Genomic DNA, 25,438 nt, shown 5'->3' with positions numbered 1-25,438 from the left:
AGTAATGGAAGATTAACACCTCACATACAAGCACTAACAAAAGTCCATTTTTACGGAACTGTTCCCGAAGGGAGTCACAATAATAATCATTGCAAGAAAAGAAAGTAGGCCAACATAAACATTGTATAATCCAGCAATTACCATTTGCGTATGAGTTACCTTAAATTTGATAAAGCACAACTGGTCAACACAGAGTACTCGCTACAAAGAGAATTTTTACGAACCAATAAAGCGGGATCTTTCGCCAGTTCAACCATAATAAACTGCAATACACGTAAATATCACGGCCTACTCATCTGCCCAATCAACACTTTTAACGGACAGAATCATGTGCTGCTATCATCGGTCGATGAAACGCTCATACAGCGAGGTGCCGAGTTTAATCTGGGCATTCATAGATATCCGGGCACCTATCAGCCCAGAGGACATAAATATATTAGCGAATACGAGGTAGACCCCACCCCGGCCATCACCTATCAGGTGGGGGATATTAAATTAAAGAAAGAACAGTTACTGGTAGAAAAAGAACAGCGCATATTGATTAAGTATACTCTTTTGGAGGCTCAGTCTCCCACAGTAATCCGCTTTCAACCCTTTGTTGCCTTTCGCAATATACACGACCTTACCCGCGCTAACATGACTGCTAATACACGCACCGGTAAAGTCAATAATGGCATCAGCCTAAAGCTTTACGAAGGCTTTCCAACCCTTTATATGCAAACTTCGCGCGAGTCTGAGTTTATTCACGTACCCGATTGGTACCACGACATTGAATATACAGAAGAGAAAAAACGTGGATACGACTGCCATGAAGATCTTTTTGTGCCGGGTTACTTTGAGCTGCGCATGAAAAAAGAAGTACCCATTATTTTTGCAGCAGGAACCAAAGTGGCCAACCCAGCATTTATGGTACGCCAGTTTAATGCTGAAATAAAAAAATGGGTCAGTCGCGATAGCTTTGAACGCTGCATGGACAACGCAGCAGAGCTATCCATTGCGCGCAAAGGGAAGGCGACCAGCGTCATCAACGGACTGCCCTTTCTCAGCTATAGCGAACGCAACACATACCTGGCGATTCCGGGCCTATGCCTGGCCCGCAACGATGAAAAAACCTTTCTAAGCATATTGGATGCCACTAGCCAAAAGCTGCTTCATCGTTTTTCGCCCGATCCAAGCCTTAACAATGAACGCACCTCGGTGGATGTGCCCCTTTGGTTCTTCTGGACCCTCCAGAAATACATTGAATACGGTGCTGACAAAAAAAATGTATGGCAAAAATATAAACGCACATTAAAAACCATACTCAACACGTATCAGCAGGGATCTCACCTACCTATTGACCTTCATGACAATGGCCTTTTATGGGTTCGACAAAAGGGAGTTACCTGGATGAAGGTAAGAAACAACGGCACCTTTCTGCAACAACGAATGGGTTATTTAGTGGAGATCAATGCCCTTTGGTACAATGCCGTTTGCTTTACACTGGAGCTTGCAGCCACCACGCGCGACCGCACCTTTATCAGTAAATGGAAAGATCTGCCTGAGAAAATCACAAACAGCTTCAATGCCGTTTTTTGGAACGCCGAAAAGGAGTATCTGGCAGACTACGCAACCGATGACTATACCAGTTGGAGCACCCGCCCCAACATGCTTTTTGCCGCCTCCTTGCCCCATTCCTGCTTACAAGCAGAGCAAAAAAAGACCATCCTTGATAAAATCGAACGAGATCTGCTGACGCCCCGCGGCCTCCGCACACTATCGCCCGATAATCCAGATTATGTGGGAATCATCAATGGCAACGAATATGAGCGCAACAAATCTTTTCACAATGGCTCGGTGTTTCCTTGGCTATTTGGTCACTATGCCGATGCCTATTTATCACTCTACAAAAATTCGGGTATTGCTCATATTAAGCGATTATACGAAGGATTTGAAGACTGCGTTAATGAACACGGCATCGGCTCAATATCACAGTTATACGATGGCAATCCTCCATACAAACCGAATGAAGCCACCTCCTATGCTCTCAGCGTTGCTGAAATCATCAGGGTGGGTAAAATGATCGATAACCTAACAAAAGAACTGAGCGAATGAAAGTATTAATGTTTGGCTGGGAGTTTCCTCCTCACATATCCGGTGGACTGGGCACCGCTTGCTACGGTTTAACGAAAGGATTATCACAAATCAACGATCTCGACATCATTTTTGTGGTACCTAAAGCTTATGGTGATGAAGATCAGCGCAAAATGAAACTAATTGGCGCCAACAATACGCATATCAAGCAGGTTCAAAGCCACATACAGCAATTTAAGAGCAAACACACCTATTTAGAAGTGGATTCGAGACTGATTCCTTACAACGACCCCGAAGAGTATTATTCCTTTCGCGAAGCCGATGTATTTGGGAAAGATAAATTATTCAAGGTCAACACAGAAGGAAAGCTTGAATTTTCTGGCACCTACGGCACCAATCTTATTGATGAAATTTATAAATACGCCTATGTAGCTTCAACCATCAGCCACGATAATGAACATGACGTAATACATGCCCACGACTGGCTATGTTATCCGGCTGGCATTGCCGCCAAAGAAATATCAGGTAAGCCCCTGGTGGTGCATGTACATGCCACGGATTTCGATCGCAGCGGCGGCAACGTTAACCCCGCGGTTTTTGAGATTGAAAAAATGGGCATGGATGCTGCCGACCGCATCATTGCGGTGAGTAACTTAACCCGTCAGATAGTGATAGATAAATGCGGACAAGATCCGGCCAAAGTAGAAACGGTTTACAACGCCGTAGAACCGGTTAACGCAACACAGAAGAACAGCATTAAAAAGGGTGTACGCGAGAAGGTAGTGACCTTCCTTGGTCGAATCACCATGCAAAAGGGCCCTGAGTATTTTGTGGAGGCTGCACATGCCGTGTTGCAACGCACCGACAATGTCCGCTTTGTAATGGCCGGCAGTGGCGATATGCTGGAAAAAATGGTAGATCGTGCGGCTCAGCTGGGCATTACCGACCGCTTCCACTTCACTGGTTTCCTGCGGGGCGATGATGTATTTAAGATGTTTACCATGAGTGATGTTTATGTGATGCCCTCAGTATCTGAGCCTTTCGGCATTTCACCACTCGAAGCCATGCAGTCCAACGTGCCGGTCATCATTTCCAAGCAATCGGGCGTATCCGAAATACTCACCCACGCCATTAAGGTCGATTACTGGGACATCGATGCCCTGGCCGACGCCATTTATGGACTCATTAACTACAACTCACTATCGGCCACCTTTAAGGAAAAAGGCAAAGAAGAGGTGGATAACCTTAAGTGGACCAATGCCGCACGACATGTATATCAAGTCTATACCCAGGCCATCAACATTACTTACTCATCCCTAAAAAACTAGAATACAATGAAATCCATTTGTCTATACTTTCAAATTCATCAACCTCTGCGCCTTAAAAGATACCGTTTCTTTGATATTGGCTACGACCATTATTACTACGATGATTTTACCAACGAATCCATCATTCGCAAGATAATTAAGGAGAGCTACCTGCCGGCCAACAATATACTTTTGTCGCTACTGAAAAACCATGACAAGCAGTTTAAGGTCAGTTTTTCCATCACCGGCACTGCGTTGGATCAGTTTGCCTCTTACGCACCTGAAATGATTGATAGCTTTAGACAATTAGCCAACACCGGCGGGGTTGAATTTATTGCCGAGACAGACGCTCACTCATTGGCATCGCTTAAAGATCAGGAAGAATTTAAGGCCCAGGTAATGACACACAGCCGACGCATTGAAGAATTATTTGGTCAGAAACCCAAAGTTTTTCGAAATACAGAGTTGATCTATTCCGATGAGATAGGTAACACGGTTGCCAGCATGGGCTTCAAAGGTATGATTACCGAAGGAGCTAAACATATACTCGGCTGGAAAAGCCCCAACTACCTATACTGCAACGCCATTAATCCCAAGCTAAAACTACTGATGCGCAACTACGCGCTGAGTAATGATATATCCATGCGCTTTGGCCAGCAGGAATGGAACGAGTGGCCCCTTACTACCGAAAAGATGATGAACTGGCTGAAGCAGCTGGATGCCAAGGAAGAAATTGTGAATATTTTCATGGACTACGAAACCTTTGGTAATCACCAAAAGAAAGAATCGGGCATCTTTGAGTTTCTAAAGCACCTACCGTCAACAGTACTGGAGGAGGGCAGCTTTGAGTTTACCACACCATCGGAAGCCATACGCACGCTGCAACCCATTGCAGCAGCACACGTACCTCATCCTATCTCCTGGGTAGACGAAGAACGCGATCTGTCAGCCTGGCTGGGTAACGCGCTGCAGGACGAAGCCTTTGCGAAGCTTTACCGCTTACGCCAGCCTGTGGTCGAACTAAACAATAAGCGCATCAACAAGGACTGGAATTACCTGCAATGCAGTAGTCACTTTTACTACATGTGCACCAAATTCTTCTCAGACAACAATATACATGCATATTACAACCCCTACAACTCGCCCTACGATGCCTTTATCAACTACATGAATGTGCTGAGTGATTTTGAATTGCGGGTTAAATCCCTGCTTGAGGAGAAAGCACAGGCTTCCAATCAGGAGAGCGAGCTTATGAAGAAAGATAAACAGATAAAGCAATATGAAGCGGAGATCAGAAAGCTACAAAAACAAATATACCCACACTGAAAAAATGATGAGTCAATACAGATATTCATATATTCGTTGGGTAACAAACACCATCTAAGCTAATTAGGGTTCAGCACGTGGGGATGTGCGATGATTTTTTATAATATCTATTAATTTTAAACTTGTGGGTATGAAAAAAATAAAGCCAACGCCGGATTTTATTTTCGAAGTTAGTTGGGAAGTCTGCAATAAGGTAGGTGGCATTCATACGGTCATCTCTACCAAGGCCTTAACTCTTAAGCAAAGCTTTAAAGACAATATTATCTATATTGGTCCTGATTTCAATGATAATGAGCAGATTAATAAAGAGTTTAGTGAAGACCCTACGCTCTTTCCTGAATGGCGACAAAAAGCAGCCAAACTAAATATCCCCTTTCGCATTGGGCGATGGAAAATACCTGGCGAACCCCTGGTGATACTCATTGACTTTAAGCCCCTGCTGAAAGACAGGGATGCCTTTTATGCCAAAATGTGGGAGATATACCGTTTAGAATCACTCTATGGCGCTGACGACTACCACGAACCCACCATTTTTGGCTATGCAGCCGGACAGATTATTGAGAGCTTTGTGAAAGAACGCATCTCGGTGCGCGAGAAAGTAGTGGCACACTTTCACGAGTGGATGACAGGCGCAGGCTGCCTGTATATTGAGCACCGCATGCCCGAGATAGCCACCCTCTTTACTACCCATGCCACCATGCTGGGACGGGTACTGGCCAGCAATAATGAAGCCCTTTATGATCATCTCTATCAGTTTGACATACAACAAAAAACCTCTCAATACAACGTATCGGCCAAATGCTCGCTAGAGAAAAAAGCAGCCCTGGCAGCCGACTGCCTGAGCACGGTAAGTGAAATTACGGCACGCGAGTGTAAACAGTTTTATGGTAAGGGCGTTGATGTAGTAATGCCTAACGGTTTTGAAGATGATTTTGTACCAGAAGAAACACTCCTGCAACAAAAGCGAACCACATCGCAACAGCTGCTAAAAAACGTGACCGAATGCCTGCTGGGTCATTCTTTGTCCGATGACGTCCTACTACTGGGCACCGGTGGGCGTTATGAATTTAAGAACAAAGGACTCGATATTTTTCTGGATACACTGTCACACATCAACCACGACAAGGTTCATGAGCGCGAAATGGTTGCATTCTTCTTTATACCCGGCGATCAGCGCGGTCCTCGTAAAGACCTATTGGAAAACCTATCACAAAACAGAAAAGATGAAATGCTGGTGTCACCTTTCATCACCCACTACCTGGGCAATGTAGATGACGACCCCATACTCAATAAGATTAAAAGCCTGGGCTTTACCAATAAACCCGAGGACAAGGTAAAGGTCATATTTGTACCCTCCTACCTTACAGGGCAGGACGGAATCTTTAATAAGCCCTACTACGACCTGCTGATGGGTCTTGATTTGTCGGTGTTTCCATCCTATTACGAGCCCTGGGGCTACACACCCATGGAGAGCATAGCCTTTGGTGTACCTACCATCACCACCTCCCTGGCCGGTTTTGGCAAGTGGGTAACCCAAATTGATGAACAGGGCAAAGGCGGTGTTGAAGTAATTACCCGCAGCGATGCCAACAGCCATGAACTCATTCTGAATATGAGTCATTATATACAACGCTTCGCCCTCCTATCGGACGACAACATTCAGGCCTACCGTGTAAATGCTCGCTCAATTGCAAACAAGGCCCTCTGGAAAAACTTTATCGGATATTACTACAAAGCCTACGAAATAGCCATTAAAAACAATATGAACAAGGGAAAAGATAAGCACGAAACCAAGCACCTTAAGGTTGCAAAAAGCAATCAGCTACAGTGGCGCAAATTAATCGTTGAATCGAATCTTCCGGCCTCTTTGTTGGGACTTGAGAAACTATCGAAAAACCTGTGGTGGTGCTGGAATTATCAAGCCATCGACTTGTTTGCTTCCATCGATCCGATTTTATGGCGCAAGGTTAAGAAAAACCCGATCGCATTGCTCAAATCAATCAGTAGTGCCCGCCTAAGGGAGTTGGAGCAAGATCAGGATTTTATTGAACACTACAAAGCTGTTTACCAGCGTTTTCAAAACTACATGAGCGACAAACCCGATGAAAATCAGCCACAAATCGCATATTTCAGTATGGAATACGGGCTTAGTGACACCATGAAAATATACTCGGGTGGTTTAGGTATCCTGGCCGGCGATTACCTGAAAGAGGCCAGTGATTCGAAAGTAAATATGGTGGCCATCGGCTTCCTTTATAAGTACGGCTATTTCACACAACGTCTCTCGCTCAATGGGGAGCAACTAGTGGAACTAAACGCACAGAAATTCTCTTTTCTACCCGTTACTCTGGTGCGCGATGCAGCCGGCATACCCAAAACCATTAATTTTCACCTGGAAGGACGCAATGTAAAAGCCCTCATCTGGCAAGTAAATGTAGGACGCATCAAGCTATACTTGCTCGATACTGAAACTGACCTAAACAGTAAACAAGACCGTACCATCACGCACCAGCTCTATGGTGGCGACTGGGACAACCGCATCAAACAAGAGATTTTACTGGGTATTGGTGGAATACGCGCCCTGGACGAGCTGGAGATTGCCCCCGACCTATACCACTGCAACGAGGGACACGCGGCCCTGATTAATGTAGAACGCTTACGACAGTTAATTATAGAAGGTTATTCATACGACGAAGCACTGGAGATTGTGCGAGCCACCTCCCTCTTTACTACGCACACGCCCGTGCCGGCAGGTCACGATACCTTTGCGCCCGATATGATTCGTCATTACCTCTATTACATACCCGATGAGTTGGGTATCAGCTGGGATAAATTCCTGGCACTTGGCCGGGCTAACCCACTTGACAGTAAAGAGAAATTCTCCATGAGCAACTTGGCAGCACACACCTCTGTTGCCATGAATGGTGTAAGCTGGCTACATGGTAAAATATCGCAGGAAATGTTTAACAACCTATATGATGGCTACTTCCCCGAGGAACTCCACATAGGCTATGTAACCAACGGGGTACACTACCCCACCTGGACTGCCAAAGAGTGGCGCACCCTCTACGAAGAAGTATTTGACAAGGACTTTATCAACGACCTGTCGAACCAAAATCATTGGCAAAAAATACACAGCATTGCTGACGAAAAGATTTGGGGCACTAAAAACACTTTGCGTAAACAGCTGATTGACTATACCAAGGAGCGCTTTCATCGTAACTGGATACGACGCTTTGAGGATCCCAGGCGCCTGGTGGACATTATCGACACCATTAATGAAAACACGCTTACCATCGGTTTTGCCAGACGCTTTGCAACCTATAAACGAGCACACCTTTTGTTCAGCGACATAGACCGCCTCTCAAAAATCCTGAATAACCCGGATAAGCCCGTTCAGTTTATTTTTGCGGGCAAAGCACACCCGGCTGATAAAGCCGGTCAGGATCTGATTAAACTGATTGTGGATATATCACGTCGACCCGAGTTTGTAGGTAAAATACTCTTCCTTGAAAATTATGACATGGAGCTGGGGCAAATACTGGTAAAAGGAGTTGATATATGGATGAATACACCCACTCGACCCTTAGAGGCTTCAGGCACCTCAGGTGAAAAAGCCGTAATGAACGGAGTGATGAATTTTAGCGTGCTGGACGGATGGTGGCTCGAAGGTTATCGCAAGGGAGCCGGATGGGCACTAACAGAGAAACGCACTTATGAGAATCAGGATTACCAGGATGAATTAGATGCACAAACCATCTATTCTATGCTGGAAAACGAAATTGTACCGCTGTTTTACAAACGGGATGAAAACAACATCCCCCATGACTGGGTGAAGTATATCAAAAATTGCATTGCTGAGATTGCGCCCGATTACACCACTAAGCGCATGATGGATGACTATAAAAAACGCTATTATGCGCCCATGTATGAGCGCATCCTGAAGCTAAGACAAAATAGCTTTGAACAGGTAAAAAGCATAGCAGCCTGGAAGCAGAAGGTTCTGTCGGCATGGGATACCATTGAAGTAGTATCAGTAGATGCACCGAGCACCCCCAAACACAAATACCTATCGGGCGAATCGTACCACCTGGAAGTAGCTCTGGATCTTAAAACACTCATTGAGGAGAATATTTGTGTTGAGCTGGTAATTCGCACCTCCTCTGATAATCATCAGAAAACACCCATTACCACCCGCAAATTCAAGCAGAAACGCAAGGTGGACACCCTCGCCTTTTATGAACTGGACCTTGAATTACAAGACCCGGGTATTTTTGATTTTGGCCTGCGTGTGTATGCCTGTAATAAGGCTTTACCACATCGCCAGGACTTCAATTATGTAAAGTGGATTTAGCCGAAAGAGGCCTTAATGGAATTAAATGAGTGTCGCCAATAAAGGCGACATTACGCACGGCAGTATAAGCCTTAAATAAACGCCAGAAAGCAATAACACACGGCTTCTGGCGTTCTTTACATTTTTTTGCTAACGCCTACTATCACTCTATCGAGTGAATAATAACGACAATTTAAGGAACCACAATTTTACTCATCAAACAAACCACACACTTTATTGCTACCATACCCTTTGCTTACCAACAAAACCAGCGCCACGCACCTCTAATTGCAGGGTTTATTATATCTTTGCAGCGACTATCAAGCTTGAAAAGTGAAAAAAAAATTAGAACAGGTACTTGAAGAAAAGCATTTTGATTCGGTGGTATTATATCGTGCCCCTTATCAAAGTGATTCACAGATTATTCTTGGTAATGCTGAGCTTATACACAACGGCATCAACGAGCATCATCTGACCAGCGATGGCTTTGTATTTGAGCCCTTTGACAACACCATCACCCCAGGTATTTTTATCCCAACACATTTTAGTGCCACCTTTACACAACTCGCCAAAAATGAGCAAAAGCTGATTGGGTCACTTTTTAAAACAGAGAAAAATCGTGCCCCTCAAAAAGCAGATGATTATAGCGACTATGTAGCACATTTTGATAAAATGCATAATGCCATTACCAATAATCAACTGTCGAAAGTAATTCTATCGCGCACGGTGAAAGGACCCCATCTACCTTCCAACAGCGTACCCCGAGTGTTTGAGGCGCTGAGACAGAAATATCCCCACGCCTTTGTTTATGCCATCAGCACACCCAATGGTGGCACCTGGATGGGTGCAGGTCCCGAACTACTGCTCAAACACGATGGACAGCGACTGTCAACCGTATCGCTGGCCGGCACCCTGCCCAATACACCATCGGCTAAGTGGTCGGAAAAAGAACTAAAAGAACAGGGTCTGGTAACCGAATTTATTGAGAATGTACTGATACACCATCAGGTAGACAGCATTGAATATAAAAACGCCGAAACGATTAGCGCCGGACAAGTCAAACACTTATGCTCCCGCTTTCAATTTGAGATGCAAAAAACTAACGGTAATCACATCGGCATTTTATACGATTTGCACCCAACGCCTGCTGTATGTGGGTTGCCCAAAGAAAATGCCTTCAACCTGATTACTGACACCGAGCAGCATGAGCGACGATATTACGCAGGTTTTCTGGGGCCGGTAAAGAATGGCCATTACGAATTTTATGTTAACATACGCTGTTTGAGCCTTACCGAAGATGCCACCTGCCTTTATGTAGGCGGAGGATTGACCATTGACAGCGTAGCTGAAAAGGAGTGGCAGGAAACTGCCCTTAAGGCCGAGACACTTTTGTCGGTTATAAAAAATATTTAACCTTTGCATTGCTATGAATAAAGCCGTTTCTGATAAAAAAGTTGTTAAAACATTAATTGATATATGCCTGACTGAAGGACTGCGCGAAGTGGTCATTTCACCGGGTTCTCGCAATGCGCCACTAACCATCACCTTTAATGCCTGCCCCGATATTCAATGTTTCAGCATTGTGGACGAGCGCAGTGCCGCATTTTTTGCCCTGGGCATGGCGCAGCAAACCGGACGACCTGTTGCGCTCGTATGCACAAGTGGTTCAGCCTTACTTAACTATGCACCGGCCATTGCCGAAGCCTATTACCAAAACATACCCTTATTGGTAATCAGTGCCGATCGCCCCATGGAATGGATTGATCAGGGCGACGGACAAACCATACGCCAGACGGGTGCACTGGATAATATTGTGAAATACAGCTGCGTACTACCAACCTCTAAAAATGCCAACACCTGGTATGTTAACCGACTGGTGAGTGAGGCCTTTTTCCATTGCCGCCACAACATGGCCGGACCGGTACATATCAATGTTCCTTTGGACGAACCCCTCTATGGCAAAACCGTACACCCTGAGGAACATAAACCTCCTGTAAAACAGCTGAGAGCCACCGGATGCATTGCCGATCAGGATATGGATGAATTGTGCGAGGCATGGCACAAGCACGACAAGGTATTACTCATTGTAGGGCAACAAACTCCTAATGATGCACTTCAGACAATCGTAGAAAAGCTGGCTGACCTTGAACAGATTGTTGTGCTGGTCGAGAACACTTCTAACCTAGTTGGTGGTAAAATAATAGCAGGAGTAGATAAAGTAGTATCGACCATTACCGAAGACGAAGCTCACTTTTTTAAACCCTCCCTGCTCATCACCACGGATGGTGCGGTAGTATCAAAAATGATTAAAAGCTTTTTGAGAAGCTACAAAGCCAAGGAACACTGGCACATCAGCCCTGTTCATCATCACTTTGATACCTACCAGCAGTTGAGTATAAGCATACAGTCCACACCGCTCGACTTTTTTAAGCAACTGCTACCCCGCGTTAGCCCGGTGAAAAGCCGTTATGCTAATACCTGGCATAAACGAAACGAGCGATCGGTTCAACACCATGATGAATACCTGTCTAAAACAACCTGGAATGACTTAAAGGCACACGCTGTGCTGGCCAAACAGCTACCCGAAAACTGGCAGCTTCAATGGGGTAACAGCTCTACCATACGTTACGCCCAGCTATTTACGGCCTTCTACAACCGCAATAGCTTTTGTAACCGAGGCACAAGCGGCATTGACGGAAGTCTCAGCACATCCGTGGGTGCCTGTCATATCAGCCAGCAGCCCACACTTCTGATCGTGGGCGACCTTTCCTTCCTTTACGACAGCAATGGACTGTGGAACAAATACATGAGCAATAAGTTGCGTATTGTTGTAATCAACAACGGCGGGGGAGGTATTTTTCGTTTTATACCGGGCCCATCAAATACTGATGAGCTGGAGACGTATTTCGAAGCTGCTCACCAACTAAACATGAAACCACTTGCCGAAATGTATGGGCTGAAATACTTGCATGCCGACAGTGAAGCATCCATGGACGATTGTCTGCAACAATTGTTTGCTGATAGTGAGCAACCCATTCTATTAGAAGTAAAAACACCAGCCAAAGAAAATGCGGGTGTACTTAAATCGTATTTTAAATGCTTAAAAGAGGAATTATGAGTCAACGTAACTGGACATCAGTAAAAGAATATGAAGATATTAAATTTGAATTCTTTGAGGGCATAGGTAAGATAACCATCAACCGACCACGCGTTTATAATGCCTTTCGACCCAAAACCGTAAAGGAGCTGATTGATGCCTTTGACATCTGTCGCGAACGTCAGGATATTGGCGTTGTTGTTCTCACCGGAGAAGGTGATAAGGCATTCTGCTCGGGCGGCGACCAAAATGTTAAAGGCCATGGTGGTTATATCGACGAAGGTGGCGTGCCCCGCCTAAATGTACTTGACCTACATAAGCGCATTCGCTCACTACCCAAACCAGTGGTAGCCATGGTGAACGGATATGCCATTGGCGGTGGTCATGTTCTGCATGTGGTATGCGACCTCACCATTGCAGCTGACAGTGCCCTCTTCGGACAGAGTGGTCCCAAAGTAGGTAGTTTCGATGGTGGATTTGGTTCATCGTACCTGGCGCGCCACGTGGGGCAGAAAAAAGCCCGTGAAATATGGTTCCTGTGCAAACAATATTCGGCCAAAGAAGCAGAAGACATGGGACTTGTTAACACCGTAGTGCCTTTGGAAGAACTGGAAGATACGACGGTAGAATGGTGCAAAACGATGCTTCAACGCAGCCCTATGGCACTGCGCATGATTAAACGAGGCTTAAATGCCGAGCTGGACGGACAAACGGGTATTATGGAGATGGCTGGTGATGCAACACTAATGTTTTACCTGATGGAAGAAGCCCAGGAAGGACGTAATGCTTTCCTTGAAAAGCGTGACCCTGACTTTCAGCAGTTTCCTAAATTTCCTTAACCTACAGGAAATATCGTACTCATCATCAATGATGAAAAAATTAAGAAAGGCTGTCTCGCATGAGATGGCCTTTAATATTATATCTACTAGAAAAGATACTCCTGCCCTACCCAGATGCTGAAAGCCAGCACCACCAATACAATAATGGTACTTCCCGCAATCTTATTGATCCAAAAAAGGCGTCTTAAGTTAATTCTGGAGCGAAATAAATTAATCAGAGAACTTAGAATCAACCACCAGGCAGCAGCCCCGGCCATTACCCCCATGATGAGCAGAAGATTATCAAAAGCTGTATTTTCAGTACCCACAACCCTAAAGCTGGCAAAAAATGCCAGGAACAGAAACACAGCCAATGGGTTAGCTATAGTAAGTGCAAAGGTAGAAAGAAAATCCTGCAGCAAACTGGTACTTTTCTTCTTCTGACGTCGCAATTGAATAGCCGGATTGGTATAAAATATTTTAAGCCCCAGCAATATTAAAATGATAGCGCCAAAAATCTGAATCCATAACAATTGCGATTCAACAAAACCAATAATAAAAGATAGACTAAAACCGGCAATAATGGCATAAATAGTATCCGAAAGCGCCGCCCCCAAACCTGATATAAAGCCTGAAAGATGACCTTTGTTAAGTGTACGCTGCACCACCAAAACACCAATAGGGCCCAGAGGTATAGACGCTAACATGCCAATTTTAATACCCTCAATTATATTTCCAACACTCATTCAATCCATTTTTAAAGACTGCTTTCACCTCTTTAAGATAAGCATCATCTACAAGTTTATCACTTACTTGCCCTATTTTATTGCAAAAGTAGCGCAAAACTACAAAAAACCTTTTAAGATATGAGGACTCACTAACGATAATAACACAGATTTATTCCCTCGCACATATCCTCTGTATAACTAGCCTAATGCCTTTCAGCTCTTGAAAAAGTAGAAAGAATAGCCTAACTTAATGAGCGTTAACACAAAGTTAACATTCACCTAATATTAAATCAACATCAGGCAGCACAGTACATGGTTAGTTTGCCGCGCAAAAAAACATTAAACTACTTTTCTGATGGAAAATATATATTTAGTATTGGTCGCAGTACTTTTTGTACTTGCCATTTCAGACCTGATTGTTGGAGTAAGTAACGATGCGGTCAACTTTCTGAATTCAGCCATTGGCGCTAAGGCAGCACCATACAAATATATTATGATAGTAGCTGCTGCAGGCATCCTGTTTGGCGCCACCTTTTCGAGCGGCATGATGGAGGTAGCACGCAAGGGTATTTTCAACCCTCAATACTTCATCTTCTCAGAGATTATGATCATTTTTCTGGCTGTGATGATTACCGATGTAATACTGCTGGATGTATTTAACACCTTTGGGATGCCCACATCCACTACGGTATCCATTGTTTTTGAAATTCTGGGTGCCGCAGTAGCCATTGCTCTTGTAAAGATGTCAAATAACCCGGATCTGAGCCTAAGCGATCATATTAATACCGCCAAGGCATTAGCCATCATCATCGGCATCTTGCTATCCGTAGTCATCTCATTTAGCGCAGGAGCTTTGATACAGTATTTTACAAGGCTTATCTTTTCGTTTGACTATTGGCGACGTCTCATTTATTTTGGCGCAATATGGGGTGGTATCGCTATCACAGCCATCACCTACTTTATACTTGTTAAAGGAGCCAAAGGGGCTTCTTTTATGGATGCTGCCTCCAAAGAGTGGATCAAAAATAACGGCTTAACTATTATAGCCCTCAGCCTGGTTGGTTGGACCGTTATCCTCCAAGGGCTTAAGCTCCTGTTTAAAACTGATATCCTGAAAATTATTGTACTGACAGGCACCTTCGCACTGGCCATGGCCTTTGCCGGAAACGACCTGGTTAACTTCATTGGGGTTCCACTGGCCGGGTTTGAATCATTTAAAATATTCACAGCAACAGGCGACGTGAATACCGGCATGAATGCACTAACGGGAGAGGTAAGTACTCCTACTTATATGCTTATTATAGCCGGTGCCATTATGGTAGTAACCTTATGGACCTCCAAGAAAGCCAAGGCTGTAGTGAAGACCTCGCTCGACTTAAGCCGACAACAGGAGGGCGATGAACGCTTTGGCTCATCCTATTTCGCTCGTTCCATCGTTCGTGCCTCCATCAATACCTCTAATACTTTTAAAAAAATACTGCCAAAATCGCTAAGTCGGCTGATCAGCCGGCAATTTGACGCCACGAACTACGAAGAACGACGCAAGGTACTGGGCAAGGAAGCTCCGGCTTTTGATATGCTGCGTGCTTCAGTTAACCTAGTGGTGGCCAGCATCCTTATCTCCATAGCCACCAACATGAAGCTACCACTTTCAACTACCTACGTTACTTTTATGGTAGCCATGGGTAGCTCACTGGCCGACCGCGCCTGGGGACGCGAGAGTGCCGTTTATCGAATCACCGGCGTATTATCCGTTATTGGCGGCTGGTTCTTCACAGCCTTTTCTGCATTTACGGTAGCTTTTATCATGGCGGCATTAATTAGCACCATCGGCACCTGGTTTGTCATTATACTCATAGCCATCGCCATTTATGTTGTGTTCAGAACCCACCTTACCCATAAGAAAAAAACAAATTCGGAAACCGAAATTGATGAGTTTGAGATTGAGGAAGTCAATGGCGAAATACCTGTTGAAAATGTATTGGAAAAATGCAAATACAGCGTTACTGATATCCTGAAAAAAGCCGAACAACTATACGTGCAAGCCCTTTATGATTTTGAGGCCGAAGACAGACGCAGCCTGAAAGAAATTAATAAAGAGGTGAAGACGCTGAATAAAAAGGTGAAAAAGCTTAAAACTAACGTTTATCCAACTGTAAAAAAGCTTCAGGAGCAAGCCATCGACTCCAGCTTATACTATATTCAGGTAATTGACTACTTACGCGAACTGGCACACTGTCTATCATACGTCACAGAGCCAATCTACGAGCACATCGATAATAACCACAAAATATTTACCCCTGAACAGTTTGAAGAGCTCAATACCACACGCAGCGCAGTACAGGATTTTATGGCTCGCGCTATACTCATCATTAACCAAAGCGACTATGCACAGTTAGACAGCTTAATCGAACAACAACAAAGCATAATCAGCCAGATGCGTGAAAACCGCAAAAAGCAACTGAAACGCATAAAAAACGAAAAAGCGGGCACCAAAGTAAGTCTTCTCTACCTAAATGTGCTGCACGAAACACAAAACCTGATGCTACATCTGGTAAACCTTGTGAAAGCACAACGAGACTTCATCAACTACCCGGGCCAATAAGACGGTGCCTGAACTTAAAGGAGGCATTCTTTAGAGATTGTCTCTTTTTCTTATATTTGACTTCACATAAGGTAACATTTTTAGAAGTATTGCGTAGTGAAGCAAGCCAATGGGCTATGCCAAATAAACCTATAAGCTACGGATAAAAATAACAGGGAAATTATGACACATAAATTAAGGCTATTAATCATACTATTTAGCATACAAACACTTGTATTATCGCAAGAAAACACACCCTTTAAAGCACATGGCGAGCTGGAAGGTCGTCTCTTCTTGAATTTTAATGCTGATATAGTGGGTGATGAGCATGATAAAGCCTTTGAATTAAAGCGTGCCTATCTAGGCTACCGCTACCAGATAACACCGCAGTGGCGTGCCCACCTGCGCGTGGATGTGGGTGGCAGCGAGTTTGTAATTGAGGATGCCCAAGGGCAATATGTATTTTTTAAGACTGCGGCAGTGTATTACGAGCAAGATCAGTGGTTTGCAGCCTTCGGACTTCACGATACCTACCAGTTTAAGCCGCAGGAAAGACTGTGGGGCAAGCGTTACATACTACCGTCAATGCTGGATCGTCAGAAATTCGATTTCAGTGCTGATATCGGAGCATCAGGGAGCTACCGAGGCAATAATTTTACGATTGATATGGCCCTGTTCAATGGAGAAGGCTACAAGCAATGGCAGGCCGATGATGCCTTTCGGGGAAGCCTGGGGGTAACCAGTTGGTTAATTGATCGAAAAATCATCGCCCGCTTGTACACCGACTACTCAACAGCATCGGTTCCTTTAGCTTCCATCACCGGATTTATCGGTTTCGACCTGAAAACCTTTACCCTGGGTGCCGAATATACTTTTCAGAATAACTACGGCTACTTCGACGGGCACGATCGCGCTGCCTATTCCCTTTTTACACAATACAATGTAACAAAGCGTTTCGGCCTGTGGGCTCGTATCGATGGCATGAACTCCACCTTTAATATGGGTAATGCTTTCGATGGCGATGAAGCTGAACACATCGCCCATTGGCAAGAGAGAGATGGAGAAGATATATTTGCCGGCGTAGAGTACCATGTAGTGCCTAAACACATAAAGGCCTCATTAAACTATCAGCACCACCGCACTAACCAGGCCACACCTGTCAATAGTGGCAAGCTATTTTTCAATGTGGAGGTTAGTTTTTAAGTCGATTCCGCAAATCCATGCGGAACGATAGAAAAAGAAGATAGAGCAGCACAAAAATTGCCAAACCGGCCGTTGGTATGGCTGCCTTTTGCCCAAATAGTGTAATGGCCGTCACCACCGCAAACCCTGAACTCTTCACCGTTAGCAAAAGGTTTTCAGACATGGCACGTACAGTATCACGCCCCAGAAAATAACACAAGCGCTCGTATAACAAGCCCATAATAAAATGCACAATAAATAACACCACTGCAATACGCAACAAAATTGCGGGATCGCTAAAAAACACGTTTCTGTTAAGCCCCACAGCAATGAAGATGAGGGTAGCAAAGCCCCAATCAACCACCTTACCTCGAACCTGATCAACCACAAAAAATAATTTTGGCAGAAGAAGAATGCGCGATAACAGTAAGGGCAATACAATGGTTTTGAGCATCAATAGAAACAGATCCCAAGCCGCAATACCCTCATTACCTGTGATCCACCCCACAGCAAAAGGAGTGATCAATACCGTACACAGGAAAGCACCCAATACTCCTTTGATGGCATATTCAACATCTCCTTTTAAAATATGGGAAAAAGGGATAATAGCCACTCCGGGCGGAGTTGTTGCAATCACCACAAAACCATAGAATAAATCCCGATCATCGATGAGCCAGTATGCCAGTCCAATCATCACCAGGGCATAAACCACATAGTTAAGCAGGATGCCCATAAGCATGGGTTTAATAAGCCGTTGCGGCGGATATAGGCTGGTGGTGCGTATGTTCGTCATGGAAAAGGTCATTACAAGCGCCAGCACAAAAATTGTATAATCCTTAATGCTGTGCGCCCACTGACCAAGTGTGAGCCCCATAAGTACGGCAAAAACAAGAACAAAATTTCGGTTACGTAATATATTAATAAGTATTCGCATGGGCATACTCGAAAGGTTTGAACATTAATGTATTTGAACAAACTTACAAATTTTATTTAGAACGGATCTACATTAAAAACATGATTAATTATATATGGCGGCACGCACGGTATTTGTTTACTTTTGCTCACTGTTACAAAAGGGTGCCACAGACAAAGTAAACATAAGCGTGCTGTATCGGGCATCCTCAAAATACGAGACCATGAAAGGTAAGCTATATTTAATACCCAACACACTGGGCGAAAGTCCTATAGAACGAAATCTATCCACTGACACAATTGATCTCATCCGATCCGTCAAATACTTTGTTGTTGAGAATATCCGATCAGCACGACGCTTTCTCAAAAAAGTAGATAAAGCCATTGACATTGATGAGTTACAGTTTTTTGTGCTTGACAAACACACCAACCCCAATGACATACCGGGATTTTTAAATCCTCTCTTTGACGGACATAATTTGGGCTTACTATCCGAGGCTGGCTGTCCGGGTGTGGCCGATCCGGGTGCCGATGTAGTGTACCTAGCCCATACAAAAAATGTGCAGGTGATACCCCTTGTGGGTCCCTCCTCCATCCTACTATCTGTGATGGCCTCAGGACTGAATGGCCAGAGCTTTGCTTTTAATGGCTACATCCCGCTTAAGAAAGGCGAGGTAGGCAAACACATTAAGCACCTTGAAGAGCGATCAATACGCGAAAAACAGACTCAGCTATTTATTGAAGCCCCTTACCGAAACACCAAGCTACTGCAAGAGCTGGTGAATGCCTGTCGCCCCCAAACACGCCTTTGCATCGCTTGCGATATTACGCTAGACAGCGAATACATCCAAACAAAAACCATTGCACAGTGGAAAGGGAAGTTGCCGGATATCAATAAAAGACCCGCCATATTTCTTTTGTTGGGCTAGGCACCTGAGTATTGCTTATCCAACTATTTCAATACCTTTGGCATTAATGCATATCGCTATGAAATGAACATTTTAATTTGATTACCCATTTTTACATGCGGCGAAATAATCAAACTCATTTGTACATTTACCATGGCCTATAAAATTAAATACAATAGCATGAAACAAGTATTGACAAAAATTACAATGGGCAGCATCGCTTTGGCTGCTATCGTTTTATCACCCTCTTGCACCAGCCCGTCAGCACCGGCTAAAATGACCAGCCAGGCCGACAGCCTGAGCTATAGCTACGGCCTTATGATGGCTCGTGAGCTGGCATCAGAAAATGGCTTAGACCCCAACATGGTGGCAGCTGGTCTTCGTGAAGGAATGACCGAGGCAGGACAGCTATCGATGGAAGAAGCCAGCAGCGTGATTGCAGCAAGCAAAGCACAGGTGGGCATTGATTTTTTAGCTGCCAACGCCAAAAAAGAGGGTGTAGTAAGCACTGAAAGCGGACTGCAATATAAAGTAGTGAAAGAAGGTACAGGAGCCTCTCCCAAAGCCACCGATATAGTAACGGTACACTACAAAGGATCACTGATCAATGGGCAGGTATTCGATAGCTCAGAAGGTGGTGATGCAGTTTCATTTCCCCTCAATAGGGTAATACCCGGGTGGACAGAAGGCCTTCAACTGATGAAAGAAGGTGGGAAAAGCATTTTTTACATCCCCTATAACCTTGCCTATGGCAAGCGCGGAGCAGGCCAGGTAATACCGCCTTATGCTGCTCTTATTTTTGAGGTGGAGCTACTGAAAATTGGTGCTGAAGACTAAATTAAATTAGCCTATACAAGCATACAGAAAAAGGATTGGCCAGTGGTCAGTTCTTTTTTTTTCGCTACACCGGAAAAGTAAAATGCTAACAATTAAAAACATAGAATAACCCACTTGAAAAACCTCATTTTTTCTTGCTTTTTTTATTTTGCAATTCAAAAAATTACTCTACTTTTGCAACCGTTATCGAAAGAGATAACACAACAGAATGCCCAACAACAAAGGGCTACAGAAATTTTACCAGAAGCAAAAAGTGTTTATAACACTTCACGCATATCGACTTGGAGAGATGGCAGAGTGGTCGAATGCGGCGGTCTTGAAAACCGTTGTACCGCGAGGTACCGGGGGTTCGAATCCCTCTCTCTCCGCTTAGTTAAATGTCAATAGAAGACAGAAAAGAGACAAATCCTACAATATCAAGATATTGTAGGATTTTTTTATACCCTTTTGTCTGTAAGTACTTTGAAGAAAATGCCAAAAAGCGACATAGTTTTGTGGCTAAATCGTACCCTATTTTTAAAAATCAAAAATAGGTCACAAATTGTCGCAAATTGGCATAGTAATGTCGCGAATTGGCATACCTGCAATCATTTCATTTTGAGATTAATAAACTAGTTTTACAATTCAAAAAATGAAGCAAATGAGAAGTACATTTAAAGTTCTTTTTTACATTAAGAAAAGTGCAAAAAGGAAAGACGGAACAGCACCTATTATTGCAAGAATCAGTGTTAATGGTAAAATGGCGCAATTCAGCACAAAGCAATATATAAAGGTTACTGAATGGAGCGTTAGCCTGGGAAAAGTAAAAGGGCGAAGCTCGGAAGCAATGGCCACAAATAGCCTTTTGGAAGAAATAAAAACCTCCATTCATAAAACATACAATGAACTTATCCGAAAAGAAATCACAGTAACTGCTGAAAAGGTTAAAAACACATTTTTAGGTATCGGACAAGAGCAATTCTTTTTAATGGAGCTTTTTGAGGACAGCAATAACCTCCTAAAGAAACAAGTTGGCATAAGTAAATCTAAAGCCACTTACCAAAAAGCAGAGGTCTGTAAACGACACCTAGCAAATTACCTGAAAACCGAATATAAACGAAACGATATTGATTTAAGGGAAATCAACCACTCCTTTATTGTTGGATTTGAAACTTACCTGAATACACAATGTAGCTGCAATGCGAACACAACGGCTAAGTTTATTCAGAAATTTAAAAGCGTAGTACTTACCGCCCAAAAGAACGGGTGGATTCAAACTGACCCTTTTGCCAATTACAGAATCTCTATCAAGAAAGTTGACAGAGGTTATTTGAACGATGACGAGCTGAAACTCATTATGCAGAAAAGCTTTTGTAGTGAACGACTTGAACGAATTCGTGATATTTTTATTTTCTCTTGCTATACCGGACTTTCATATATTGACATTAAAAATCTTAGGCAGGAACATATCTCTAAAGGTTTTGACGGAAATTTATGGATTAACACCAAACGCCAGAAAACCTCTATTAAAACAGTTGTGCCTTTATTGGATATAGCCCAATTAATTCTTGATAAATACAAAGGCTTACCGAATGGAGTGCTCTTGCCAATTCCGACAAATCAAAAAACAAACCAGTACTTGAAAGAAATTGCTGATGTATGCGGTATAAATAAAAACCTGACTTTTCACTTGGCACGACACACATTTGCTACTACCGTTACCCTATCAAAAGGAGTTCCTATTGAATCCGTTAGTAAAATGCTTGGTCATACCAATATTAAAACGACACAAATTTATGCCAGGATTACAAACGAAAAGATAAGTTCTGATATGCAGGTGTTAGCTGCTAAATTAAAGTATGATGATTTAAGTCAGCATATGGCTTTATAATTCTTAGCGCAAAGCTTGACTAATAAAAAACTCCCATTGATTAATTTCAATAGGGAGTTTTATTTTTGTATCAATCTTCTAACTTAATTGGCTGCACTTTTAAATTAAATATCTTCTGCATTTTACTCCATTCAGAAAGTGTTGCAGAATAAAAATCACTATCTAAGAAATGATTTAGTGTAAAACGGTAATTTTTTCTATCATTTGCGACATCTGTTCGTTTCGCTATGCATATATCGGATATCATGAGTTTACCTTTACCAAAATTCATAGTATCTCTTTTTACCTCACCCATTAAAAGCTTGATATTTTGATTGGAATCAATAGAATCTATATAAGTGATTTCTCTGCCAACAATTGAAAGAACACCTTTAGCATCTTTCCAACCTCCTTTTTTACTCTTACTTAAAATAATATAATCAAACACCCCTTCTTCACCAATTGGTTGCCAGTTAACTCTTTCTCGTATATACAATTCCATCCTTTTCAAATAATCAATGGAATCTTGAGCTGTTCTTAAATAATGTTTACTTGGTTGATTAACAACCTTAAAATCACTCTTTGGATTAGCTTTTATCACAGCCTTTTTTAGGGCTTCTATTTCTTTGGAGTTATTAGCTTGAATACGATTTATTGAGTAATTATCAGATAAACTCCAAATCGCAGTCTGGATGTTATAATCACTAAAATCGTTTAGGTCAATTATTTGAGCAACATCTACCCATCTTTCTTCGATATAACCCATTTTAAACTTACAACCGTAAACTGGAGCACTATCAAATGCTTGGCAGCAATATGCTATAGCATCGAAGCTATATGTTGCCTTAGGTTTAATAGAAAACTGACACTCTTTGACGACAAACATATTCTGAAATTTGTCATCCTCAGGAATCAATTTCCAACCTCTATCTAATTTTAAAAATAATTCCTTATCTGATTGATTGGTAATATTAAAAGTTAGGCATTTACCCATGTGACCGCCTCTACTTGTAATTGAGGTATTTATTATTGTCTTTATTTCATTACTACCCAACGAGATATATTTCAATTCATTTGCAGATCCAAATTGAATTAGAGTAATTAAATATATTACAAATAAAACCTTTTTCATACCCTTTTCTATTTAACCATTAAAACTATTCAGGAATAGCTTCTATTATGTAGACGAAATTCTTAACCATAGATACTTGATTTGTTAAGGGCTTATTAGATATCAAATTTACACTTGGTAATTGTGGCGGGTACTCCAGAGAATTAACTAGATTTAATAAATAACTCACTTTAACAGCATATGATGCATTTTCTGCCCCAGTATGCTTCGCATTTATAATTCCAACAATATTACCTTTCTTATCAAATAGAGGACCTCCACTGTTTCCTGGTTGAACAGGAGCAGAAATCTGATAAGAAGTAATATCACCCTGAAATCCACTTCTTGAGCTAATAATTCCGTCTGTTAATTTAATTTCATCCCCCATTGTTGCTCTTAAAGGATAACCCAGAACAAATATATTTTCACCCACAGAGGAATTAGACATTTTAATACTATAAGGTATACGTCCTAAGCTATTAAAACTATAATCGTCAATTTTTATTATCGCGAGATCATTTTTTTTATCTGTTGTTACAACACGAGCAGAATATGTTCGATTAAAGTTCCCACCAACACCTCTAACATTTATTTTTTTTGCCCCTCTTATTACGTGATTGTTTGTAACAATTAGTCCATTTTTTGTAAGAGCAAACCCAGTACCTGAAGATGGTAAATTTGAATATTGATCTATATTATCACCAACAGATGGGTATAACTTGACATACATATTTTTATCATCTTCAGGATTTAGGACGTTCATTAGACCATTTTCAAAAGAAATGTAAAAATCATTATTCTCAGTTTTATTTGCCATATACCATTTTGCTTTAAAAAAGCCATGTGTGGATGTTTTTTCTAAAACAGCTTTTACTTCCCCCTCAATCCATTCTTGTGGATTAATTGCTCCAGATAAATATATTAAATGATGTTTTCCAGATATCTTTTTTACTGCAACTTTATATTTAGCTTCGTTGCCGCTTGAGCTTACTGTATTTTCATATATTCCTTCAAAACTATCAACGCCATTATTGGAATAAAATTGCTTAATCTTCCGTTCATTCCAACATGAAATTCTTTTTGGTAAAACAACTTTGGCAGATGGGTTTTTAGTGACAGAATAACAAATCTCATTTTTCAATATTCTCTTATATTTTTCATAAGAATTTGGAATATTTATTTCATAATCCCATGTATAGGAATTATTAAAGTCTACAAAAGTAATTTTTGCGGTATTTCTACTTCCTGCATGCGTACTTGCTGCATTAAGAGTATTAAGTACTGCTCCAAGATTATTAGCATTATCATTTTTTACAAAATCAGAACCTTGGTATATTGTATAAACACCTATTACCGTACCTAAATCAACTGTTTTCTTCTCGAATTGCTTTTGTATTGTAACAACATCTAAACCTAAGCCTCGCAAATAACTAATGAAACCTTGCCATGCAAAAGAAGAACTATTCGGCACTGGCACATAAATCTTATTACACCCACTAAGCCTGCGTGATAAGCTTGGTTTTGAAGTGTAATTCTTTCCTTTTATATATTTTATTTCATTGCAATTTTGATTTGTAGATTTATTTTGGACTGGCTTATTACTGCTCTGTATTCCACTTGATTCAAAATATATACTACTAATATACCCATGCTTTCCATTGTACTCAACTTCATAATATCCCCCGTCATTGCCAATAATCCTTACTTCTTTTCCGGCTGGAATCATGCAAAGAACGTCAGATAAAACATCCGGTGTAGATCTCATTTTACCATTGCTCTTAAGCGCCATTGAGCCAAATGTTTTATTATTTAGTGAAACTCCATAAAAGTTAAAAGCTCTTCCATTTTCATCCTCAATTACATCAATTTCATTAACAGTTAGAGGCAAAGCTTTAAAAATCAAATTAAATTCTAAGACTTGACCTTTATATTTAAAATAATGTTTATCTGGTGTGATAGGAATATTATTGGCCTTTATTAAGGGGTATTTTTTATTCGTTCTCTTATCTCTAATAAAAAAGTCTTTATCAATGCGCACCCATGGTCCATAAGATGCATCATGCTTATTAGTATATTTAAAATATACTACTGTATTATTACTGTTTTTCTCAACTTTAATAATATCACATTCCTCTACATCTTTTTTTAAATATGAAGGGTTATTAATTTGACAAAATGAGGAGAGTGTAACAGATAAACTTATTACTACTAGGGTTATAATTTTAATCATTGCTATTGTTATTAAACTTAAATAAATCCAATTTTAACAAAAACTGACTCATTGATAAACTGTTGGCACAAAATTCTACATGAGAAAAAACATATTATACGCACAAGCATAGAATTTGTTATAAATTATAATATTAATTGGAA

The 25,438-nt window shown here is 42.0% G+C and carries 16 protein-coding genes and 1 tRNA gene; 13 read left to right on the top strand and 4 right to left on the bottom strand.

Features of this window, described 5'->3' with window-relative positions:
- Positions 1–150: 150 nt before the first annotated feature.
- From ACRD7A_RS01690 to menB, 7 genes are all read left to right on the top strand, one after another.
- Entirely contained in the window at positions 151–2,094 is a 1,944-nt protein-coding gene (locus tag ACRD7A_RS01690) for a glycogen debranching enzyme N-terminal domain-containing protein (protein ID WP_430809606.1), read from the top strand.
- Positions 2,091–3,401: a glycosyltransferase family 4 protein gene (locus tag ACRD7A_RS01685; protein ID WP_430809605.1), complete on the top strand. Its 1,311-nt coding sequence runs from the start codon at positions 2,091–2,093 to the stop codon at positions 3,399–3,401. The genes ACRD7A_RS01690 and ACRD7A_RS01685 overlap by 4 nt, the downstream gene beginning before the upstream one ends.
- A gap of 6 nt (positions 3,402–3,407) precedes the next feature.
- On the top strand, positions 3,408–4,706 hold the full coding sequence (locus tag ACRD7A_RS01680; protein WP_430809604.1) for a glycoside hydrolase family 57 protein: 1,299 nt from the start codon (positions 3,408–3,410) through the stop codon (positions 4,704–4,706).
- 130 nt (positions 4,707–4,836) lie between these two features.
- The gene (gene glgP, locus ACRD7A_RS01675) at positions 4,837–9,060 is read left to right on the top strand and encodes an alpha-glucan family phosphorylase (RefSeq protein WP_430809603.1); all 4,224 of its coding nucleotides are present in this window, start codon (positions 4,837–4,839) and stop codon (positions 9,058–9,060) included.
- Between the two features lie 312 nt (positions 9,061–9,372).
- Entirely contained in the window at positions 9,373–10,452 is a 1,080-nt protein-coding gene (locus ACRD7A_RS01670) for a chorismate-binding protein (RefSeq protein WP_430809602.1), read from the top strand.
- A gap of 13 nt (positions 10,453–10,465) precedes the next feature.
- Positions 10,466–12,157 (top strand): 2-succinyl-5-enolpyruvyl-6-hydroxy-3-cyclohexene-1-carboxylic-acid synthase, encoded by a 1,692-nt coding sequence (gene menD / locus ACRD7A_RS01665; RefSeq protein WP_430809601.1) that lies wholly within the window; start codon positions 10,466–10,468, stop codon positions 12,155–12,157.
- The gene (gene menB, locus ACRD7A_RS01660; protein ID WP_430809600.1) at positions 12,154–12,975 is read left to right on the top strand and encodes a 1,4-dihydroxy-2-naphthoyl-CoA synthase; all 822 of its coding nucleotides are present in this window, start codon (positions 12,154–12,156) and stop codon (positions 12,973–12,975) included. The genes menD and menB overlap by 4 nt, the downstream gene beginning before the upstream one ends.
- 86 nt (positions 12,976–13,061) lie before the next feature.
- On the opposite strand, the gene ACRD7A_RS01655 is transcribed toward menB, so the two are convergent.
- On the bottom strand, positions 13,062–13,700 hold the full coding sequence (locus tag ACRD7A_RS01655) for a LysE family translocator (protein ID WP_430809599.1): 639 nt from the start codon (positions 13,698–13,700) through the stop codon (positions 13,062–13,064).
- 337 nt (positions 13,701–14,037) lie between these two features.
- On the opposite strand from ACRD7A_RS01655, the gene ACRD7A_RS01650 reads away from it, so the two are divergent.
- Complete coding sequence (locus ACRD7A_RS01650) at positions 14,038–16,287, top strand: inorganic phosphate transporter (protein WP_430809598.1); 2,250 nt, start codon at positions 14,038–14,040, stop codon at positions 16,285–16,287.
- A gap of 162 nt (positions 16,288–16,449) precedes the next feature.
- On the top strand, positions 16,450–17,469 hold the full coding sequence (locus tag ACRD7A_RS01645) for a hypothetical protein (RefSeq protein WP_430809597.1): 1,020 nt from the start codon (positions 16,450–16,452) through the stop codon (positions 17,467–17,469).
- Here the strand turns inward: ACRD7A_RS01645 and ACRD7A_RS01640 are convergent.
- Complete coding sequence (locus ACRD7A_RS01640; protein ID WP_430809596.1) at positions 17,459–18,388, bottom strand: hypothetical protein; 930 nt, start codon at positions 18,386–18,388, stop codon at positions 17,459–17,461. The two genes, ACRD7A_RS01645 and ACRD7A_RS01640, sit on opposite strands and share 11 nt — an antisense overlap.
- 196 nt (positions 18,389–18,584) lie before the next feature.
- Here ACRD7A_RS01640 and ACRD7A_RS01635 point away from each other — a divergent pair, with 196 nt between their 5' ends.
- From ACRD7A_RS01635 to ACRD7A_RS01620, 4 genes are all read left to right on the top strand, one after another.
- Positions 18,585–19,289 (top strand): SAM-dependent methyltransferase, encoded by a 705-nt coding sequence (locus ACRD7A_RS01635; protein ID WP_430809595.1) that lies wholly within the window; start codon positions 18,585–18,587, stop codon positions 19,287–19,289.
- A gap of 159 nt (positions 19,290–19,448) precedes the next feature.
- Entirely contained in the window at positions 19,449–20,105 is a 657-nt protein-coding gene (gene bamJ / locus ACRD7A_RS01630) for a BamJ family beta-barrel-assembly machinery protein (RefSeq protein WP_430809594.1), read from the top strand.
- Between the two features lie 283 nt (positions 20,106–20,388).
- Positions 20,389–20,473: transfer RNA gene (locus ACRD7A_RS01625), tRNA-Ser, on the top strand.
- 272 nt (positions 20,474–20,745) lie between these two features.
- Positions 20,746–21,975, top strand: coding sequence for a site-specific integrase (locus ACRD7A_RS01620; protein ID WP_430809593.1), 1,230 nt, complete (start codon positions 20,746–20,748; stop codon positions 21,973–21,975).
- Positions 21,976–22,045: 70 nt separating this feature from the next.
- On the opposite strand, the gene ACRD7A_RS01615 is transcribed toward ACRD7A_RS01620, so the two are convergent.
- Positions 22,046–23,086 carry a hypothetical protein gene (locus ACRD7A_RS01615; protein ID WP_430809592.1) on the bottom strand — a complete coding sequence of 347 codons (1,041 nt, stop codon included), beginning with the start codon at positions 23,084–23,086 and terminating at the stop codon, positions 22,046–22,048.
- A 25-nt stretch (positions 23,087–23,111) separates the two neighbouring features.
- Positions 23,112–25,295 carry a trypsin-like peptidase domain-containing protein gene (locus ACRD7A_RS01610; protein ID WP_430809591.1) on the bottom strand — a complete coding sequence of 728 codons (2,184 nt, stop codon included), beginning with the start codon at positions 25,293–25,295 and terminating at the stop codon, positions 23,112–23,114.
- Positions 25,296–25,438 lie beyond the last annotated feature (143 nt).

This window comes from Carboxylicivirga longa, from assembly GCF_050589825.1.
GTDB lineage: Bacteria > Bacteroidota > Bacteroidia > Bacteroidales > Marinilabiliaceae > Carboxylicivirga > Carboxylicivirga longa.
The sequence above is the reverse complement of the archived record's forward strand: the minus strand, read 5'-3'. Positions and strand labels throughout refer to the sequence as shown.

Coding starts and splice junctions, on each gene's coding strand:
- ACRD7A_RS01690 (WP_430809606.1), top strand. CDS start 151: ATGAGTTACCTTAAATTTGATAAAGCACAACTGGTCAACACAGAGTAC.
- ACRD7A_RS01685 (WP_430809605.1), top strand. CDS start 2,091: ATGAAAGTATTAATGTTTGGCTGGGAGTTTCCTCCTCACATATCCGGT.
- ACRD7A_RS01680 (WP_430809604.1), top strand. CDS start 3,408: ATGAAATCCATTTGTCTATACTTTCAAATTCATCAACCTCTGCGCCTT.
- glgP (WP_430809603.1), top strand. CDS start 4,837: ATGAAAAAAATAAAGCCAACGCCGGATTTTATTTTCGAAGTTAGTTGG.
- menD (WP_430809601.1), top strand. CDS start 10,466: ATGAATAAAGCCGTTTCTGATAAAAAAGTTGTTAAAACATTAATTGAT.
- menB (WP_430809600.1), top strand. CDS start 12,154: ATGAGTCAACGTAACTGGACATCAGTAAAAGAATATGAAGATATTAAA.
- ACRD7A_RS01655 (WP_430809599.1), bottom strand. CDS start 13,700: ATGAGTGTTGGAAATATAATTGAGGGTATTAAAATTGGCATGTTAGCG.
- ACRD7A_RS01650 (WP_430809598.1), top strand. CDS start 14,038: ATGGAAAATATATATTTAGTATTGGTCGCAGTACTTTTTGTACTTGCC.
- ACRD7A_RS01645 (WP_430809597.1), top strand. CDS start 16,450: ATGACACATAAATTAAGGCTATTAATCATACTATTTAGCATACAAACA.
- ACRD7A_RS01640 (WP_430809596.1), bottom strand. CDS start 18,388: ATGCCCATGCGAATACTTATTAATATATTACGTAACCGAAATTTTGTT.
- ACRD7A_RS01635 (WP_430809595.1), top strand. CDS start 18,585: ATGAAAGGTAAGCTATATTTAATACCCAACACACTGGGCGAAAGTCCT.
- bamJ (WP_430809594.1), top strand. CDS start 19,449: ATGAAACAAGTATTGACAAAAATTACAATGGGCAGCATCGCTTTGGCT.
- ACRD7A_RS01620 (WP_430809593.1), top strand. CDS start 20,746: ATGAGAAGTACATTTAAAGTTCTTTTTTACATTAAGAAAAGTGCAAAA.
- ACRD7A_RS01615 (WP_430809592.1), bottom strand. CDS start 23,086: ATGAAAAAGGTTTTATTTGTAATATATTTAATTACTCTAATTCAATTT.
- ACRD7A_RS01610 (WP_430809591.1), bottom strand. CDS start 25,295: ATGATTAAAATTATAACCCTAGTAGTAATAAGTTTATCTGTTACACTC.